13 protein-coding genes are annotated in these 17813 nt (G+C 60.7%); 3 read left to right on the forward strand and 10 right to left on the reverse strand.

Features of this window, described 5'->3' with window-relative positions; all coding sequences use genetic code 11:
* The 4 genes from pstC to OHL18_RS15965 form a co-directional block, all read right to left on the reverse strand.
* Complete coding sequence (pstC, locus tag OHL18_RS15950; protein ID WP_396274677.1) at nucleotides 1-1086, reverse strand: phosphate ABC transporter permease subunit PstC; 1086 nt, start codon at nucleotides 1084-1086, stop codon at nucleotides 1-3.
* 114 nt (nucleotides 1087-1200) lie between these two features.
* The gene (gene pstS, locus OHL18_RS15955) at nucleotides 1201-2208 is read right to left on the reverse strand and encodes a phosphate ABC transporter substrate-binding protein PstS (RefSeq protein ID WP_263375872.1); all 1008 of its coding nucleotides are present in this window, start codon (nucleotides 2206-2208) and stop codon (nucleotides 1201-1203) included.
* Between the two features lie 125 nt (nucleotides 2209-2333).
* Complete coding sequence (locus OHL18_RS15960; RefSeq protein WP_263375873.1) at nucleotides 2334-3761, reverse strand: sensor histidine kinase; 1428 nt, start codon at nucleotides 3759-3761, stop codon at nucleotides 2334-2336.
* A 47-nt stretch (nucleotides 3762-3808) separates the two neighbouring features.
* Nucleotides 3809-4513, reverse strand: coding sequence for a winged helix-turn-helix domain-containing protein (locus OHL18_RS15965; protein WP_263375874.1), 705 nt, complete (start codon nucleotides 4511-4513; stop codon nucleotides 3809-3811).
* 345 nt (nucleotides 4514-4858) lie between these two features.
* Between OHL18_RS15965 and OHL18_RS15970 the strand changes: the two genes are divergently transcribed.
* Entirely contained in the window at nucleotides 4859-5290 is a 432-nt protein-coding gene (locus OHL18_RS15970) for a response regulator (RefSeq protein WP_263375875.1), read from the forward strand.
* Between the two features lie 77 nt (nucleotides 5291-5367).
* Entirely contained in the window at nucleotides 5368-7179 is a 1812-nt protein-coding gene (locus OHL18_RS15975; protein WP_263375876.1) for a CHASE3 domain-containing protein, read from the forward strand.
* On the opposite strand, the gene OHL18_RS15980 is transcribed toward OHL18_RS15975, so the two are convergent.
* Together OHL18_RS15980 and hemW are read right to left on the reverse strand one after the other, a co-directional pair.
* Nucleotides 7176-8198 (reverse strand): threonine aldolase family protein, encoded by a 1023-nt coding sequence (locus tag OHL18_RS15980; protein WP_263375877.1) that lies wholly within the window; start codon nucleotides 8196-8198, stop codon nucleotides 7176-7178. The two genes, OHL18_RS15975 and OHL18_RS15980, sit on opposite strands and share 4 nt — an antisense overlap.
* 80 nt (nucleotides 8199-8278) lie before the next feature.
* On the reverse strand, nucleotides 8279-9451 hold the full coding sequence (gene hemW, locus OHL18_RS15985; RefSeq protein ID WP_263375878.1) for a radical SAM family heme chaperone HemW: 1173 nt from the start codon (nucleotides 9449-9451) through the stop codon (nucleotides 8279-8281).
* Between the two features lie 115 nt (nucleotides 9452-9566).
* On the opposite strand from hemW, the gene OHL18_RS15990 reads away from it, so the two are divergent.
* Nucleotides 9567-11444, forward strand: coding sequence for a SpoIIE family protein phosphatase (locus OHL18_RS15990; protein WP_263375879.1), 1878 nt, complete (start codon nucleotides 9567-9569; stop codon nucleotides 11442-11444).
* A gap of 137 nt (nucleotides 11445-11581) precedes the next feature.
* Here the strand turns inward: OHL18_RS15990 and OHL18_RS15995 are convergent, their stop codons facing one another.
* The 4 genes from OHL18_RS15995 to OHL18_RS16010 all read right to left on the reverse strand — a co-directional run bounded on the left by OHL18_RS15995 (nucleotide 11582) and on the right by OHL18_RS16010 (nucleotide 17631).
* The gene (locus OHL18_RS15995) at nucleotides 11582-12832 is read right to left on the reverse strand and encodes an Nramp family divalent metal transporter (RefSeq protein ID WP_263375880.1); all 1251 of its coding nucleotides are present in this window, start codon (nucleotides 12830-12832) and stop codon (nucleotides 11582-11584) included.
* Nucleotides 12833-13013: 181 nt separating this feature from the next.
* Nucleotides 13014-14069, reverse strand: a complete 1056-nt coding sequence (locus OHL18_RS16000) for a CgeB family protein (protein WP_263375881.1) — start codon at nucleotides 14067-14069, stop codon at nucleotides 13014-13016.
* 99 nt (nucleotides 14070-14168) lie between these two features.
* On the reverse strand, nucleotides 14169-15443 hold the full coding sequence (locus OHL18_RS16005; RefSeq protein WP_263375882.1) for a magnesium transporter MgtE N-terminal domain-containing protein: 1275 nt from the start codon (nucleotides 15441-15443) through the stop codon (nucleotides 14169-14171).
* Nucleotides 15444-15570: 127 nt separating this feature from the next.
* Nucleotides 15571-17631, reverse strand: coding sequence for a M13 family metallopeptidase (locus OHL18_RS16010; protein ID WP_263375883.1), 2061 nt, complete (start codon nucleotides 17629-17631; stop codon nucleotides 15571-15573).
* Nucleotides 17632-17813: the final 182 nt, after the last annotated feature.

A 17813-nucleotide genomic window follows, 5' to 3' on the forward strand; every position in this document is an offset into this window, starting at 1 on the left:
TTATGCCACCCTCGCCGGAGCGCCGCGCGTCACCGCCCATACCAGCAGGCGGGCGATCGTATTGACGACAATCGTTACCAGGAAGAGCGCAAGCCCAATCTCAATCAACGCGCTGAGATACACGTCGCCGGTCGCCTCGGAGAACTCATTCGCGATCACACTGGCCAGGGTATATCCCGGCGCAAACAGGCTCTTGTTGATCTCCGCGTGATTTCCGATCACCATCGTGACCGCCATCGTCTCGCCCAACGCGCGGCCAAGCCCAAGCATCACCGCGCCGACGATACCGATCCGCGAGTTCCGCAGAACACCCACCCGGATCATCTCCCACCGAGTCGCGCCAAGAGCCAGTACCGCCTCACGCTGGCTGTTCGGAACCGCCAGCATAATGTCGCGCGTCAGCGACGAGATGATCGGCAGGATCATGATCGCGAGAATAATGCTCGCCGTCAGCATGCCGACACCGAAGTTCGCGCCTTCGAAGAAACCAGTCCATCCCAGCGTCTTCACCAGAAACGGTCCCAGAGAGTCGCGCATCATCGGCACCAGAACGAACACGGCCCAGAGGCCATAGACAACGCTTGGGATAGCCGCCAGCAGTTCAGTCAGGAACGAGATAGGCGCGCGCAGCATCTTGGGGCATAGCTCTGTCAGGAAGACGGCCACTCCCAGCGCCAGCGGAACCGCCATGAGCAGTGCGAGGAAGGACGTCGCAAGCGTCCCGTAGATGAACGGAAGCGCACCGAAGTCGCCGCTGACCGGATCCCATGCCTGGCTGGTGAAGAACTTGAAGCCGAATGCATGCAGGCTCAGTTTCGAGCGCAACACCAGGATCGACGCGATAAAGATAACGATCGCGAAGATGCTCAGAGCGCACGTCAGCATCAACCCGGCAAACGCCTGGTCGGCAAACTTGCCGCTGCCTCGCGAAGAAAGGAACTGCCGAATGATCGACGGTGTAAGCACGGGCGTCGGTGGCTCTCCGGCGGCAGGCGCAGACGGCAGAGGGACCTCGAGGGCGCGAACCGTCGAGCGCGGCTCAGATGGATTGGATTCGGAGTTGGTGGTCATTTGTGTAGGAGACACAGTCTTTCCTGAATGCCCACGCAGTATCCTTCCTGGAGAACGGGAAGGAGCACGAACGCAGATGAAATATAGATAGCCGGGGACGCCTGCGCGACCCCGGCCTGACGCACCGGTTTACTTGACCGTCTTGATCGTCTGCTTGACCATCTCCTGCACCTGCTTCGGCAGAGGAGCGTAGGTCATGCTGGAAGCTTCACCTTCGCCCGTCGTGATCATCCAGTCCAGGAAACCCTGGAGGGCCTTGCCCTTCGCCGGATCAACGGACTTCACCGGAATCAGTAGCCAGGTAAAGCTCGAGATCGGGTAAGAGTCCGGACCATCCGCGTTGGTGATCGAAACCCGGTAGTCCTTGGGCATCGACTTGGCGGCAGCCGCGGCAGCAGCCGTCACGCCGTCCGTCGTCGCCTTCAGGAACTTGCCGGCCTTGTTCTTCACCGCGCCGAACTGCATGTTGTTCGCACGCGCATAGATCAACTCAACATAGCCGAACGAGTAAGGCGACTGGCGAACCATCCCGGCGACGCCCTCGTTACCCTTCTGGCCGATACCTGTCGGCCACTTCACCGAGGTGCCCTTGCCGATCTTGCTCTGGAAGTCCGGGCTGACCTTGCTCAGGAAGTCCGTGAAGATATAGGTCGTACCCGATCCATCCGAGCGGTACACCGGCAGGATTGCCTTGTCCGGGAACTGTACGCCGGGATTGTCCTTCGCGATGCGCGGATCGTTCCACTTCGAGATCTTGCCCAGGTAGATGTCCGCGATCACTTCGGAAGAAAAGTTCAGGTCCTTCGTGTTACCCGGGATGTTGAACACCGGAACCACTGCGCCCAGAACCGTCGGAATGTGGATTGTCTTGATCTTCGAATCGGCGATCTGCTGATCATTCATCGGACCGTCGGTCGCACCAAAGTCAACCGTGCCTTCCGAGACCTGGCGAATACCGCCGCCCGAACCGATCGGCTGATAGTTGATCTTCACTTCGGGGTGAATCTTGTTGTACTCGGCAAACCAGCGGGAGTAGATCGGGTTCGGAAAAGTGGCACCCGCGCCATTGATGTTCTGGGCAACTCCCGCGCTTGCGGTTAGCGCCAGCAAGCCTGCTGCAATAACGTTCAGTTTCACTCGTGTACCTCGGTAAGATTTTGTTCTAGGGTCTGCCACTCCACTTTAGTGTGATCGGAAGATGTTACGGGACAGTTACATCCCGGCGAAATACCCAAGAAACCACCCCTGACCGCCTAAAATCTTTAGTTAGTTACCGGATACTGCGCTACCGGAAGGCAGAAGATGAACGTACTTCCGCGATGCAGTTCGCTCTCCGCCCGAATCGTTCCACCCTGCGCTTCGACCATGTGCCGGGCGATCGCCAGCCCCAGGCCGGTGCCCCCGGACTCCCGGGACCGGGCCTTGTCCACTCGGTAGAATCTCTCGAAGATCCGGCCTAGGTGTTCGAACGCGATTCCCTGCCCAAAATCCCGCACCCGGAACTCCACCATCTCGTACGGCTCCGAGATCTCGCTCGCTGAAACCACCACCCGGGCAAACTCGCTGCTCCGTGTCCGGCCGTACTTGATGCCATTCTCAATCAGATTGCTCAAGACCTGCATCACCGCGTCATGATCGGCATAGACCTGGCGGCTTGTCACCTCGCCAATCTCAAGGTTTGCGTCCGAGTCCTGCACCAGGCCGCTCATCGCCTCGATGGCCTCGCGCACCAGCGAATCCGCCGGGATGGGGCCGGGATGGAGCTTCTGCTCGGTCGACTCGATCCTCGCCATCACCAGCAGGTCTTCCGTAAGCCGGTTCATTCGCGTCGCATTCTTCAGAATCGTCGACAGAAACTCCCTTGCCACCGGCGTCAGCGACTCTTCGTGGTCGAGCAGCGTCTCCACGTATCCGGTGATCGACGTGAGCGGCGTCCGCAGTTCGTGCGAGACGTTCGCCACGAAGTCGCGCTGCGTCCGTTCGACTTGCTCGATCCGAGTTACATCGTGGAGCACCGCGACCGCGCCTCCCCCCGGCATCGGTGACGCATTGATTTCAAAGGTCTTGCCCGGCAGTAGCGTCGTCGACTTCCGTTCGCACACCGTCCGGCTGTCAAGCGCCGATCGGACGCACGCCAGCACCTCAGGATCACGAATCGTCTGCACTAGCGAGTGCCCCACCCGCACCGAGCCGCTTCCCAGCGTGCCGCGCGAAGAAGACGCCCCCGGCATCAGCCGCTGCATCCTCTGGTTGCTCCACTGGATACGTCCGGCGGCATCGACCGCGATGACTGCGTCCTGCATCGAGTCGAGCAACGCCTCCAACTCGCGCCGGCTCTCCTTCGACTGCTCGAGCGACTGGTCAACCTGTGCCGCCGCCCCGGCGAGCGCCTTCGAAAGCCTCTCAAAGTCGCGATATCCGGGCGCAAAGTCGCCGCCATCCGCCTGGGCAAGCGTTCCCTCGGCGACCTCATCCGGCCGGTCGGCGATCGCTCCCGCTGCCCTTTCAAGAGGAGAGATCGCCTGCCGGACCGAGTAGGTCGTCCACACCGCCGCAAGCGCAGCCCAACCGATCACCGCGAGGACAGTGATGTACCAGTCCTTTTGCGGCAACAGCGCGCGCGTCCCCGCCACAAAGGCCATGGCCAGGGTCAGCCGCAGAAAAACGGTAACGAAAAAGCTACGCTTCAACCAGACTGCTCCGCTTCGGCTCCATCACGTACAACATCAACCTGCGTCTACGCCGGGACAACCTTGGGGATCTCAAACCTGTATCCCGCCCCGCGCATCGTCTTCAGGAACCGTGGCGTTTCGGCGTCAGCCTCAATCTTCTCGCGAATTCGCCGGACATAGACATCGACAGAACGCGGAGTGACAAACCGGGCATCGCCCCAGACCGCATCCAGAAGATGATCGCGACTGAACACCCGTCCCGGATGCCGGGCCAGATAATCCAGCAGCCGGAACTCGGTCGCCGTGGTGGTCACCAGCTCGCCGCTGACGCGCAACTGCATCGCGCTGGCATCGATCTCAATATTCTCGAACTTCAACACCGAAGGCGCACTCGGCCGCTCGAACCGGCGCAGCACCGCCTTTACTCGGGCCACCAGCTCGCGAGTCGCAAAAGGCTTGGTGATGTAGTCGTCCGCCCCAAGCTCCAGCCCCTGTACCCGATCGTTCTCAGCCGCGCGAGCCGTGAGAAAGATGATCGGAATTGAACTCAAGTTCGGATTCTGACGAAGCCGCCTGCAGAGATCAAGCCCGTCTCCACCAGGAACCATAATGTCCAGCAGGAAGAGCGAGGGTGGCTGGCGTTCTGCATCCGAAAGAATCTGCCCAATGGCAAGGTAGGAGCGCACCGCATAGCCTGCGCTCTCCAGGTGATACTGGACGAGCCGCGAGATGTCCGCATCGTCTTCCAATACAAAGATTGTCTGACTCAAATTTGTTGCCCTCGTCTTCCATACGCTGCCCAGAGCGGCCTCGGAATCGGTCTGTGAACCGGCCTGGGAATGATCTACAAGTTGGCGCATGAACTCAGAGTACCTTATTGCTTTTCAACCAATTGCAAACAGAAGATGAATGTATTCGAACCCGGCTTAGCCCTGCCGCGGCGGTGGCAATATCCTGTCCGGGCCCTGGCCGGACCGAAAGTTGCATCCATTGTTCCACCTTCGCATGCGACTGAAATCCCCGTTCAAAGCGTCGTACTGTTAAGATAGCCGCAAGGGGGGTCGCTGAGATTGAACAACTTCACTCAAGATGAGAGGACTCCCCTGCCCGAAGGCATGTCCGAAAGTGAGACGCCGGCGCGGAAGATGAAGACACCCGTAGTCCTTTGCATCGACGACGAGTTGATCGGACTCAGGGTGCGCAGAATTCTCCTTGAACGGGCCGGATATACCGTTCTCGGCGCCCTGGATGGTGCCGAGGGCATCGAGCTCTTCGCCCAGCACCCCATTGACGCTGTCGTCCTGGACTATGCGATGCCAGGCATGAACGGCGCCGAGGTAGCCACTCGACTCCGCGAGATGAGGCCCGAAGTCCCCATCCTTCTGCTCTCCGCCTATCTTGGATTGCCTCCGGAAGTCACTTCCCTGGTTGACGTTTATATGACCAAGGGCGAGGGGGCCCCCATGTTACTTAAGAAACTACACGTCATGCTCACGCTGACCCGTCCTCACGACGGTCAGAGGAGACAAGACCACACCCCCGAGTAGCATTTAGGCCACCAGAGATCTGGAACGCAGGCAAACCAGATGGCCGAAATGCATCGTAAGAAGTATAGGATGGGGCATTGAACTTAAGTCACTTCAATCGCATCGTGCGTCAGGTACTTTTTTTCCCGGTCATCTCGCTGGTGCTGGTCGCGGCCGCGTTGTCCTGGCAGATCTTCAGTTCCACCGATACCGTAAAACTCATCCAGGACTCTGACCAGTCCATCCAGCAGACCAATCTTGTGGGACGCCTTATCTCCGACCAGGAGTCGGGACTGCGCGGCTTCGAGGTGACCAGCGAGAAGAGTTTCCTCGCGCCTTACGACCAGGCGAGCGATCTCCTTCCAGCCGCCTTCGACAAGCTCGAAGCGCTCAAGCTCAATGCCTCCGAGCACCAGCTGATCGCCCAGCTTCGCTCCGACCACGAGATCTGGATCGAGTCCTATGCCCGCCCCGTCATCGCCATGACCCAGGCCAGCGGTCAGGAGGCCGGCCTTCACGATCTCGCACTCAATCAGCTCGGCAAGCGGCAAATGGACAAGATTCGGGCCGATCTTCAGGCCGTCGTCACCGCAGACGAGGCCCACCGTGCCCGCCGCGTGGACCATTGGCGCGTTCAGGTGCGCGACATGGTCATCGGTCTGGTTCTCTTCGCCGTCGTGATCGGTATCTTCATCGGCCTCTTCACCCGAAACCGTCTGCACGTCGTCTCCGACGCCTACCAGAGCTGGGTGGACACCCTTCGCGTCAAGAATGAGGAACTCTTTCTCTCCGGCCAGCAGCTTCGTACCACGCTTGCGTCCATCGGCGATGGTGTCATCACGTGCGATATCGACGGCCGCATTCGCATGATGAACCAGGTCGCATCGGACATGACTGGATGGAAGATCGACGACGCCCTGGGACGGCCTTTGGACACCGTATTCCATATCCTTAACGGCGCGACCCGTCAGCTCATGGAAGATCCTGTCCACAAGGTCAAACGCGTCGACGCCATCGTCGGCCTTGGCCCGAACGCGACGACCGACACCATCCTCGTCCGCCAGGACGGCACCGAGATCAACATCAGCGACAGCGGTGCCCCTATTCGTGACCAGGATGGAGCCATCACCGGCATCGTCCTCGTCTTCCGCGATGTCACCGTAGCGAAACGGACCCAGGAAGCCCTTATCGCCAACGAAAAGCTCGCCGTAGCCGGTCGCCTTGCCGCCAGCATCGCCCACGAGATTCACAATCCGTTGGACTCTGTTTCAAACATGCTCTACCTCATGGGTGCCGGGAGCACCGAGGAAGAAAACAAGCAGTTTCTGCAGATGGCCCAGCAAGAGATCGCCCGCGTCACCCAGATCAGCCGCTCGATGCTCAGCCTCTACCGGGAGTCCACCGCGCCTATCCCTATCAATATCCGGGAGATCCTCTCCGGCACTCTCGTCCTGCTCGACCACCGTGTACAGGACCTTCAATCCACGGTGCACCTCACCGCGCCCGACGATCTCACCATCCACGGCTTCCCTGCCGAGCTACGCCAGGTCTTCACCAACCTCGTCATCAATGCCGTCGAAGCCGCCGGTGCCAGCGGCCACGTTGAGGTCACCGCCAAGCACGTTCTGCCCGCCGAATCCCCAGCCACAGAGCGGCACGCTGCCGGCGTCCTCGTCGAGATACTGGATAATGGCCCGGGAATCTCAGACGCCGCATCGTCGAAGCTCTTCCAGCCGTTCTTCTCCACCAAGGGCGAGCAAGGCACCGGCCTCGGTCTCTGGGTCAGCCGCGGAATCGTCAGCAAGCACGGCGGCATGATCAACCTCGAAAGCCGCAAAGACACCCGCGGCGCGGTCGCCCGCGTCTTCCTCAGCACCCAGCCGGTCATCTCACCCGGCGGAGCCGACTAGCGCTCCAATTCCTCCACCGCGATCTCCGCAGCCCTCTCACACACCGATCGATCCACATCCAGGTGCGTGACGAATCGCACAGCATCCGGCCCGATCGCGCTCGCCAGGACGCCTCGCGTCTTCAACCGCTCCACATAGGCCGCCGCATCCCCGGCGATCAGCTTGAAGATCACGATATTCGTCTGCACGGCTTCAAGATCGATCTCGACGAGTCCGGATTCAGCAACCGCTTCAGCGAGGATTCGCGCGTTCACATGGTCATGCGCTAAACGCCCCGGCCCTTCTTCAAGCGCAATCAACCCCGCAGCCGCAAGAACACCCGCCTGCCGCATCCCTCCGCCCAACGCCTTGCGAACGCTCCTCGCCTTCGCGATCAGCTCTTTCGATCCCACCAACATCGAGCCTACAGGCGCGCCCAGCCCCTTCGACAGGCAGAACATCACCGTATCGAACCCGCGCGTGAGCTCTGCGACCGACAAATTCAAAGCCACAGCCGCATTGAAGACCCGCGCCCCATCAAGATGCACCGGAAGTTCAGCCTTCTTCGCCTCTGCCCAGATCTCCTCGAAGACCACAACCGGGGTCACCGTGCCACCCGCCATATTGTGCGTATTTTCGACGCAAATCAGCCCCGTCTGTGCCCGGTAGTAGATCGACGGCGCAATCACCGGCGCGATATGCGCCCACGTCAGAATCCCGCGCTCCGCCGCGACTGTCCGCACCTGACATCCGGCAAACGCCGCGATCATACCCATCTCCCAATCCAGTACATGCGAACGCGCCTCGCAGATCACCTCCTGCCCATGCTGCGTATGCAGCCGGATCGCCGTCACGTTCCCCATCGTTCCGGTCGGCATAAAGATCGCCGCCTCGCGCCTGAAGACCTCCGCAGCCTTCGCCTCCAACAGGTTTACGGTAGGGTCTTCGCCGTAGACGTCATCCCCAACCTCAGCCTCAGCCATCGCCCGCCGCATCTTCTCTGACGGCTTCGTTACCGTGTCGCTTCGCAGATCAATCAACACAATCTCCCTAATTCAAAAACTAAAAAGCCGTCATTCTCAGGCGAAGCCGAAGAATCCCCGCACTTCTCTTCCTCGCCTCAAACCGCAACCCGGAGCAACTCCCCAAAGACCTCATTCGAGATCAACCGCCCGCGCCCGCTCAACCGCACCGTGTCACCCTCCCGGCACATCAGACCACCCTGCACCAGCTCTCGCAGCGGTGCATCCAAATCTTCCACGCGCGCGCTTCCAAACTCTCGCTCCAACTCCCCGAGCCGCACTCCCACATTCCTCCGCAGCCCCAGAAACAGCGCCTCCTCGAACGCCTCATCCGGATCGACAGACGTCACCTCACACCCAGCCCCGACGGCGTAGTCCTCCAGAGAATCCCCGTTAGCAAACCGCACCGCGCCGTCGCCCTTGCGCAGCATCGAGTGCGCATCCACTCCAAGTCCCAGATATGGCTCCCGAGCCCAATACTTCAAGTTGTGCCGCGACGCATGACCTTCCCGCGCGAAGTTCGAGATCTCATACTGCTCCAACCCCGCCTCGCCAAACTGCTCGATCGCCCGCGCATAGAACTCTGTCATCGCCTCATCGGTTGGCACTGCCGTCGCCTGGTAGCGAGGCCCGCCAGCGATCAACTCCTTGCCAAGCCGCGACTCCTCATCGACCTCCAGCATGTAGACGCTCGCGTGCGGCACGCCCGATTCCACCACCGCATCGAGCGACCGCTTCCAGCTCTGAGCCGTTTGCCGAGGAAGCCCCGCAATCAAATCCAGGCTGATCTCCGAGATCCCAGCTGCCCGCACCCGCGCGATTTCCGCCTGGCAAGCCTCCGCAGTATGCAGCCTTCCCACCGCAGCCGTCTCCTCATCCACAAACGACTGCACCCCGAAGCTGACGCGATTCACTCCATGCGCCATCGCCTCTTCGAGCGTCGCCTCCGACATCTGCCCCGGCGCGCACTCCAGCGTCACCTCGGCTCCTGCCGCGATCTCAAACTCTCGTCGCAGCGCCGCAAAGATGCTCTGCAATTGTTTTGGCTCCAGCAGACTCGGCGTTCCGCCACCAAAGTAAATCGTATCGACGGACCCCGGCAGCTCTGCCTTCAACTCCGCAGCCCGCACCCGCGCTGCGGCGATCTCGGCAACCAACCCATCGACGTAGCCGTCCATACGCTCCAGCCCAAACGCCCCTGAAGCGAAGTTGCAGAACGTACACTTCGCCTTGCAGAACGGCACCGAGATGTAGATTCCCAACGACTCCATCGACCAAACCGCCTCACTTAAGATTCTTTCACGCGAACGCATCGAGCGCGCCACCGCAAGCCCCACCCGGCAGACTCCTCTACCTCAAGCCGAGTAGTATCATCGCATCTAATCGATGGCCACCACCCCCAAACCGCGCTCCACCGCCGCCGGCGCAGACCCCACCACGCCGCACGACCGCTTCGAAGGCGACTACCGTCCCGCGTCTCCAACTCCGTCTGCTACCGAGCCCGTCTCGAACGTCTCCGCACGCCTCGAACCCCTCCAGATCGACTTCCTCCTCCGCCTCGCCGACGCCCTGAACACCACGCTCGACCTTAACACCCTCATGCACCGCGTCGCCGACCTGGTCCGCGCTGTCATCGACTACCGCATCTTCGCCATCCTTCTTCTAAACGACAAAACGAATGAGCTCCGTATGCGCTTCCAGACCGGCCACACCCCCGAAGCCGAACGCATGCGCATCAAGATCGGCCACGGCATCGTCGGTCAGGCCGCCCTCCAGCGCAAGTCCATGCTCATCGACGATGTGAAGAAGGACGAGAACTACATCAACATCCACGACGACGTCATGTCGGAGCTAGCCGTCCCGCTCGTCGTCAAGAACAAGGTCATCGGCATCATCGATATCCAGTCCGAGCACGTCGGCTTCTTCACCCAGGAGCACCGCCGCCTGCTCGAGCTCACCGCCTCCCGCATGGGCGTCGCCATCGAGAACGCCCGCCTCTACACCCGCGTCTCCCGCCAGGCCCAGACCCTCACCGTCCTCTCCGAGATCTCCCGCGAGATCTCCAGCATCCTCGACCTCGATGACCTGCTCGAACGCGTCGGCCAGGTGCTGAAGCGTGTCGTCGACTTCCAGATGTTCTCCATCCTTCTCTGGGACGACCGCACCCAGCACCTCGAACACCGCTTCAGCTCCCGCTACGGCGAACGCGTCGTCCGCGAACACGCCGTCGCCCTCGGCTACGGCATCATCGGCACCGCAGCCGAGACCCGCCAGCCCGTCCTCGCACCCGACGTCCGTAAAGACCCGCACTACATCGCCGTCAACCGCGAGGTCCGTTCCGAGCTCGCCGTCCCGCTCATCTACAAAGGCAAGGTCATCGGCGTGATCGACCTCGAACACACCCGCGTCAACTACTTCAACGAAGACCACCAGCGCACCCTCACCACGCTCGCTGCCCAGCTCAGCGTCAGCATCGTCAACGCCCGCCTCTACCAGCGCATCTCCGAAGAAGAGCAGCGCATGGAGCGCGACCTGGAGATGGCTCGCGAGGTCCAGCTTCGCCTGTTGCCCTCTGAGCCACCCCAGCCAGCCCACGCCGAGATCGCCGCGAAGTTCCTCGCAGCCCGCTCCATCGGCGGCGACGTCTACGACTTCCTCGACTACGGCCACGGCCGCACCGCCCTCGCCATCGGCGACGTCTCCGGCAAAGCCGCGCCTGCTGCTCTCTACGCCGCGCTGGTCAGCGGCATCCTGCGGTCGTTAGCCACAAGGCAGCTCTCGCCCGGAAAGATGCTCGCCGCGCTCAACAATCAATTGCAGGAACGCAAACTCGACGCCCAGTACGTCACCATGCTCATGGCCGTATGGGACGACGAGAACCAGACGCTGCAGATCGCCAACGCAGGCTCCGTCCAGCCCGTCTTCGTCACCAACACCAACTGCGACGACCCCGCCGACCGCGTCGTCAAGACCATCGAAGCCGAAGGCTTCCCGCTCGGCCTCTTTCCCGACGCCGAGTACGAAGAGTTCACCTTCTCCACCCAGCCCGGAGACATGATCGTCTTCTTCTCCGACGGCATCGTCGACGCCGAAAACGCCGAGCACGAGATGTTCGGCACCGACCGCCTCGACCACGTCCTGCAGCAGCAACCGTGCCCCACTGCCGAATCCACCGTCGAAGCGATCCTCAAAGCTGTCACTGACTTTCAGGCCGGGACGGACCACTTCGATGACGAAACGGTAGTCGTCCTCCGCGTGATCTAGTCTCTTTGAGTCGATTCGAGTAGAGCGTCATCCTGAGCGGAGTTTCGCGCGCACTTGCGCGAAACGGAGTCGAAGGACCCCGATACTTCCTACATCACCCAAACCGCCTGAATTTTTCTACCAACACATCTACGAACTCACCCCACCAACTGGTTCCAAACCAGCACCAGCGACATCGCGATCACGATCCCCGCCGTCCCCCACGCCACCACGTTGAACCACCGAGAGTTCGTATACTTCCCCATCAACTCATGCTTGTTGATCAGTCTCAGCATGAAGATCATGATCAGTGGCAGCAGCACGCCATTCAGCACCTGCGACAGCACCGCGACCTGGTACATCGGGAAGTTCGGGATCAGCACCGTCGCCGCTCCCAGCACGATCAGCAGCGTGTAGAACCAGTAAAAAAACGGCGCCTCCCTGAAGCTCTTATCCACGCCGTGCTCAAATCCCAATCCTTCGCATACCGTATACGCAGTCGACAACGGCAGGATCGACGCCGCGAACAACGAAGCATTGAACAGCCCCGCCGCAAATAGGATGAACGCATACTGTCCCGCCAGCGGCTTCATTGCCTCGGCGGCCACGGACGCATCACTGATCGTCCGAATCCCGTGCGTGTATAAAGTAGCCGCACACGCCACCACAATGAACCACGCCACGATGTCCGTGAAGATCGACCCAACGATCACATCCAGCCGCGACGCCTTGTACTGCTTGACCGAAACTCCCTTCTCGACGATCGAAGACTGCAGATAAAACTGCATCCAAGGAGTAATTGTGGTCCCTATTACTCCCAGCGTCATGTACAGGTACGACTTGTCCTTCCACGCGCTCACGGGCGGCATCTTCACCGTCTCGGTCAACGCCAGGTGCCAGTCCGGCCCGCTCAGCACGCCCGTCACGATGTAAGCGATGTAGAAGACGCTCGCCGCGAGGAAGACCTTCTCTACGCTCTTGTAGTCGCCCTTCACCACCAGCGCCCACACGATGACCGCGCAGATCGGCACGCTCAGATACTTGCTGATGTGGAACAACTGCATGCTGCCCGCGATGCCGATGAACTCCGTGACCACGTTGCCGAAGTTCACCAGCACCAGCAGGATCATCATGCCGAAGGTGATCCGCAGCCCGAACTCCTCGCGGATCAGATCGCTCAGGCCTTTGCCCGTCACCACGCCCATGCGGGCGCACATCTCCTGCACCACGATCAGTGCCAGCGTGATCGGAATCATCGTCCACAGCAAGTGGTAGCCGAACTGCGCACCAGCCTGTGAGTAAGTGAGAATTCCGCCCGAATCGTTATCGACGTTGGCCGTGATGAATCCCGGCCCCAGCACCGCCAGAAAGAGGAAGATGCGCGTCCGCCACTGCCGCCAGAACGTCATAGCCGCGCCTCAGTGAGCGGACAAGTATCGACGATCTTCAAAACAGCACAAAGCACGCGGCGAATCATCGACCCTCCCTCTTTTCTTGATTTTGTTTGGCGGGCAAGCCCTACGCGCAGGCGCGGGTCTAAGCCGGACAGCGCCGCCTATGTAGCTTAGCTCACAGCAGCAGCTTCTGGCCTTAGCGCACCGCAGCTTTGACCGCAGGTATCATCCCCGCCACCCGCTCAAGCACTAGCCCCACCTGCCGGTCGTTGTGATATCCGTCCCGCTCCGCTCTCGCTCTTCCCGCTGCCGCAATCCGTCGCCGTGCCGCCTCATCCGGCAGATACCGCCGGATCTTCGCAACAAGCTCTTCATAGCCGGAGAAGAAAACCGCCTCTTCCCCTTCCACAAAGCGCTGCAGATGCCCCTCCGACCGCTCCGCCAGCAGAAACCCACCGCACCCCGCGATCTCGAAGCTCTTATGGACAAACTCGTCCTGATTGGAGTGCGTCAGGAAGCTCAGGTTGATCTTCGACCTCCAGATCCCCTCACGATACGCATCGCGATACAACTCTCCGTGCCGAAAGATCCCCGCAAACGCCTCTGCATCAAGTGCCCGTCGCCACTGCCGTTCATTCCCCGACACCGTCACCGCGAAACCGTCCTCGCCCCACAGTCGCGTCAACGTCTTCGCGCGGTCGTCATACGGCGTCCCAATAAAAGAAACCTCGCGATCGCAATCCTTGTCGCTCCATCCCGCCGGAGGAGGAAAGTTCAGCGTAGGCTCGTACGCCGTCTGAATCTTGATCACATCGCGCGCGCCCCGCTCCTTGTAGTCCGCGATGTTCTTATCGCGCTGCACCACGTGCAGGTCATAGAAGGGAATGTCCTTCATGTACAGACGCCAGCCCGGATCTCGCCTCGGACCGAACGGATTATCGATCATGTAACTGACCGTCGCGATGCCCATCGCCCGCAGCTTCTTCAGTGTTGACGGCCGAATCCACAGCATCTTGTCCGCCCAGAAGAGATCTGGCCGCTCCTCCTCCGCCATGCGCAAAACATCCGCATTCAGCCGATCCACTCCCGGCCCTGCACTCAGCCGAAACAGAATCTTCCGTAGCAACGGACTCTTCGCCTCGTACCCCGCGACCGGCAGAGGCACCACCGTATGTCCCAGCCGCTCCAGCGCCCACAACCGATGCAGCGCTGTATCGTTCTCCGTCAGCGTCCCGGCGTAAAGAATCTTCAACCAGCCACTCCGCTTTTCCTAAATAGATCCGTCATCTCGACCGAGCACCGCGAGTGGAGAGCCCCCGCATTTTGCTTTCGCATTGAACCATCACCACCCCTACCGCTCCCGCAACTGCGCGATCACATGCTCAGCAAGAATCACGCCCACCATCTTCTTGTCCTTATCCACCACCGGCAGCGAACGCAGGTTGTACTTATCGAACAGCTCGGCCACCTTCTTCGCCCGCTCATCCACATGGGTCGTCACCAGATGCCCGGTCGTCAGCGCCGCCAGCTCTACATCGCCACCGGTCAAGACCAGCTTCACCAACGGCACAATCCCGTGCAGCCTCTCGTCCGCGTCCAGCAGGTAGATGTCGGTCAGCGTCTCGACATCGCCCTCATACTCCTGCAAAGCCGCGATCGCGTTGGCCACAGTTGCTCCTGGTCCCAGCGCGACGTAGTCCGTCGTCATTTGACCGGCAGCTGAGTCCGCCGAGAACTCCAGCAGCTCCTCGACCTCCTGCCGCTCCTCCGGATCCATCTCCTCCAGAATCGCGTCCGAACGCTCCTCCGTCAGCTCCGACAACAGGTCCGCCGCCGCTCCTGGATCCATCTCCTCAACAATGCCCGCGACGCTCTCCGAGTCAAGGTCCGCGATCAGCGCCTTCTGGAGCTTGGGTTCAACCTCCTCCAAAGCCTCCGCAGCAACCTCTTCATCCAGGCTGTTAAACAAAGCCTGCCGCTCCGCTGGAGCAAGCTCCTCAAGAATCTCGGCAATATCCGCGGGATGCATCCGCGAGAGTCGTTCCTGTTCGATCTTCAGCTTCACTCGCCGTCCCGGGTCGCGGTCGATCAGGTCGACAAACTCCCACGGAATCACGCTTGACTTCACCCGCGTCGCCAGCCCATCCACCGCGCTCGCCGGAAGCCCCTTCAGCAGTCTGCGAATGGCCCCGCGAACCCCGACCTCGACCTCGGCGATCCTCAGCTTGATACCGCCCGCGCCATCCTTCTCCGGCTCCCACACCAGATCGACGTCGTTGACTCGCACAACCTTGTGACCATGCACGTCGATAATCTGCTGGTCCAGAAGATCACGCTCGAGCAGAAGAAACTCATCGTCCTGCGGCACCAGCAGCGACGTGACATCTCCCTTCAACTGCATCTCACCCGTCTCCGTCAGTTGGATCTCGGAGATCGGGACCAGTGAAGGCTTCGTCTTCCTTCCCGAGCCCTGCAGCCGCACCAAAACGCCGCGAATGTGCCCGGAGTCCTCCATCGGGCTCACCGCGAACTCGCTGACGTGTCCCAACGTCGTCCCGCGCGCGTCCACCAGCGCCGCTCCCATCAGCGTCGCGACACTCGTCCGGATATGCGCGTTCAAAGTCATATGAACCTTCGACCCCACCACTTCAAACTTGTCATCCTTCGCATGGACAAATCAGAGCTTCATCGTGGTTTGCCCATGCGGAGGATCTGCTTCTCCCCAACCAAAACGTCCGCCGACGCGAACCGCATCACCAGACCTTACAGGCCTTCGCCCGCACCATTGGCTGCCCTGCCTTACAACTGAAGGCGTTCGCAAACTCCGGCATATTCGACACCACACCATTGATCCGCGCAAATCCCGGCGAATGCGGATCAGTCAGCGCCTGCACCCGCTGATTCTCCGGCCGCGCATTCTCGCAGGCCCACTGCGCCATGCCGACAAAGAACCTCTGATCCGGCGTAAATCCGTCCACTGGCTTCAGCTTCTCCGTCTCCGTCGCCTTCTTCCACGCCATGTACGCCAGCAGCGTCCCGCCAAGGTCCGCAACATCTTCGCCGCTGGTCAGCTTACTGTTGATGTGAATGTCATCGACGACGACGAAGCCCGCATACTCGTCCCGCACGCAGTTGATGCGGTCTTCGAAGTTCTTCGCATCGTCCTTCGTCCACCAGTCTTTCAAATTGCCCTTGTCGTCGAACTGACGGCCCTCGTCGTCGAAGCCGTGCGTCAGCTCATGCCCGATCGTCGCTCCCGTATTGCCATAGTTCGGCGCATCGTCCAGCTTCGGGTCGTACAACGGTGGTTGCAATACGCCCGCCGGAAAGTTGATGTCGTTCATCTGTGGGTTGAAGTACGCGTTCACGGTCGGCGGCGTCATGCCCCACTCGTCACGATCCACCGGCTTGCCTACCTTGGCCCACTGCCGGGCCCGCTCGAACTGCAACGCCCGCTCCACGTCGCCGAAGTAGTCGTCCGGCTTCACCGTCAGCGCGGAGTAGTCGCGCCAATGGTCCGGATATCCAACCTTGTTCCGAACCGCGTGCAGTTTGCGCAGCGCCTCTTTCTTAGTCGCATCGCTCATCCAGTCCAGGTGCTCAATCTCCACCTGCATCGCGTCTTCGATCTGCCCGGTCATCAATACCGTTTTTGCCTTTGTGTCCGCGGTAAAGGTGCGCGCCACAAACTCCTGTCCCAGCGCCTCCCCCAAATGGTTATCGACGCCATGAACGCATGTCTTCCAGCGCGGAGGCTGCTCCTTCGCGCCACGCAGATAGCGGCGGTAGAAGTCGAAGTCTGCCGTCGCAAACGGTTCGGAAAGCGCGGGAGCGGCATTCGTCACGAGATGGAAGCGCAGGTACGCCTTCAACGCATCGACCGGCTCGTTCGTAAGCTCGGCGTCGACCGCCTTCATAAACTCCGGTTGCGCGACATTTATGGTCGCCAGCCCCGGCGCTCCCTGGATCTCAAAGTATCGGGCCCAGTCCACCACCGGATCGGCAGCGCTCAACTGGGCGACCGTCATCTTGTGAAACGTCTTATAAGGGTCGCGCAGCTCCACGTTCGTGAGTGATGCTTTGGCAAGCGCCGTCTCGATCTTCAGGATCGCAGCGGCATCACTCGCCGCCTTCTCCGAAGTTTCGCCACTCAGGGTCAGCATCTGCGCTACGTACGCAACGTACTTCGCTCTCGTCTCCACGCTCTTCGGATCCGTCTTCAGGTAGTAGTCACGGTCTGGCAGACCAAGCCCGCCCGCATTCACGCCGACCAGGATCTTGCTCGAATCATCAGGATCCTGATCTGGCCCGGAGTTAAAGAAGTAGGCCCCCGACGACAGATGCTGCAACCGGGCCAGCGCCGCAATCACCGAGGCCCGGTCTGGCAGCGCCGCTAGCCGCGCCATCCCTGAGGCAATCGGCGCATCGCCCCGCTTGTTGATCGCCGCCGTATCCATGCACGCGTTGAAGAAGTCGCCGACCTTCTGCTGGACCGGTGTGCGATTCTTCATCGCGGCGTCTTCCTTCAGGATTCCCCAAAGAAACTGCGTATTCTCATCGCCCAACTTGGCGTAAACGCTCCAGCCGGACTGGTCCGCCGGAATCGGGTTGTTCTTCTGCCAGCCGCCGCAGGTGAACTTGTAAAAGTCCACGCAGGGGTCGACACTGCGATCAAGATTCGTCAGATCGAGGCTTGGAGAATAGGGCATCGCCGTCAGCGGCTGTGCCTCCGTTTTTTGCTGGCTCCAGCCACTTGAAACACACCCAGCCAGAACCGCAGCCGACAGAGCTACCCTCTTGAAGACACAGCGCATGGACTCGACCCTCGTAACCGCATCCTATCCCAATCGGTAAACCTCAAGAAACCTGGCCACGCATCAGACCCCTTACAGGTTCCCTGAACCTGTCTTCTTGACTTTCCCCACTTCCACAAGCAAACTGCCAACACCGGATGAATTTGTTGACATCCGGTTGACAAGCACGGCGGTACAGAGCG

Origin of the sequence: Granulicella aggregans (genome assembly GCF_025685565.1) — a bacterium.
Classification (GTDB): Bacteria; Acidobacteriota; Terriglobia; order Terriglobales; family Acidobacteriaceae; genus Edaphobacter; species Edaphobacter aggregans_B.

Bases quoted from the DNA above. Each gene is read 5' to 3' on its own strand.
- OHL18_RS15970 (WP_263375875.1), top strand. From the start codon at position 4,859: ATGTCCGAAAGTGAGACGCCGGCGCGGAAGATGAAGACACCCGTAGTC.
- hemW (WP_263375878.1), bottom strand. From the start codon at position 9,451: ATGGAGTCGTTGGGAATCTACATCTCGGTGCCGTTCTGCAAGGCGAAG.
- OHL18_RS15990 (WP_263375879.1), top strand. From the start codon at position 9,567: ATGGCCACCACCCCCAAACCGCGCTCCACCGCCGCCGGCGCAGACCCC.
- OHL18_RS15995 (WP_263375880.1), bottom strand. From the start codon at position 12,832: ATGACGTTCTGGCGGCAGTGGCGGACGCGCATCTTCCTCTTTCTGGCG.
- OHL18_RS16005 (WP_263375882.1), bottom strand. From the start codon at position 15,443: ATGACTTTGAACGCGCATATCCGGACGAGTGTCGCGACGCTGATGGGA.
- OHL18_RS16010 (WP_263375883.1), bottom strand. From the start codon at position 17,631: ATGCGCTGTGTCTTCAAGAGGGTAGCTCTGTCGGCTGCGGTTCTGGCT.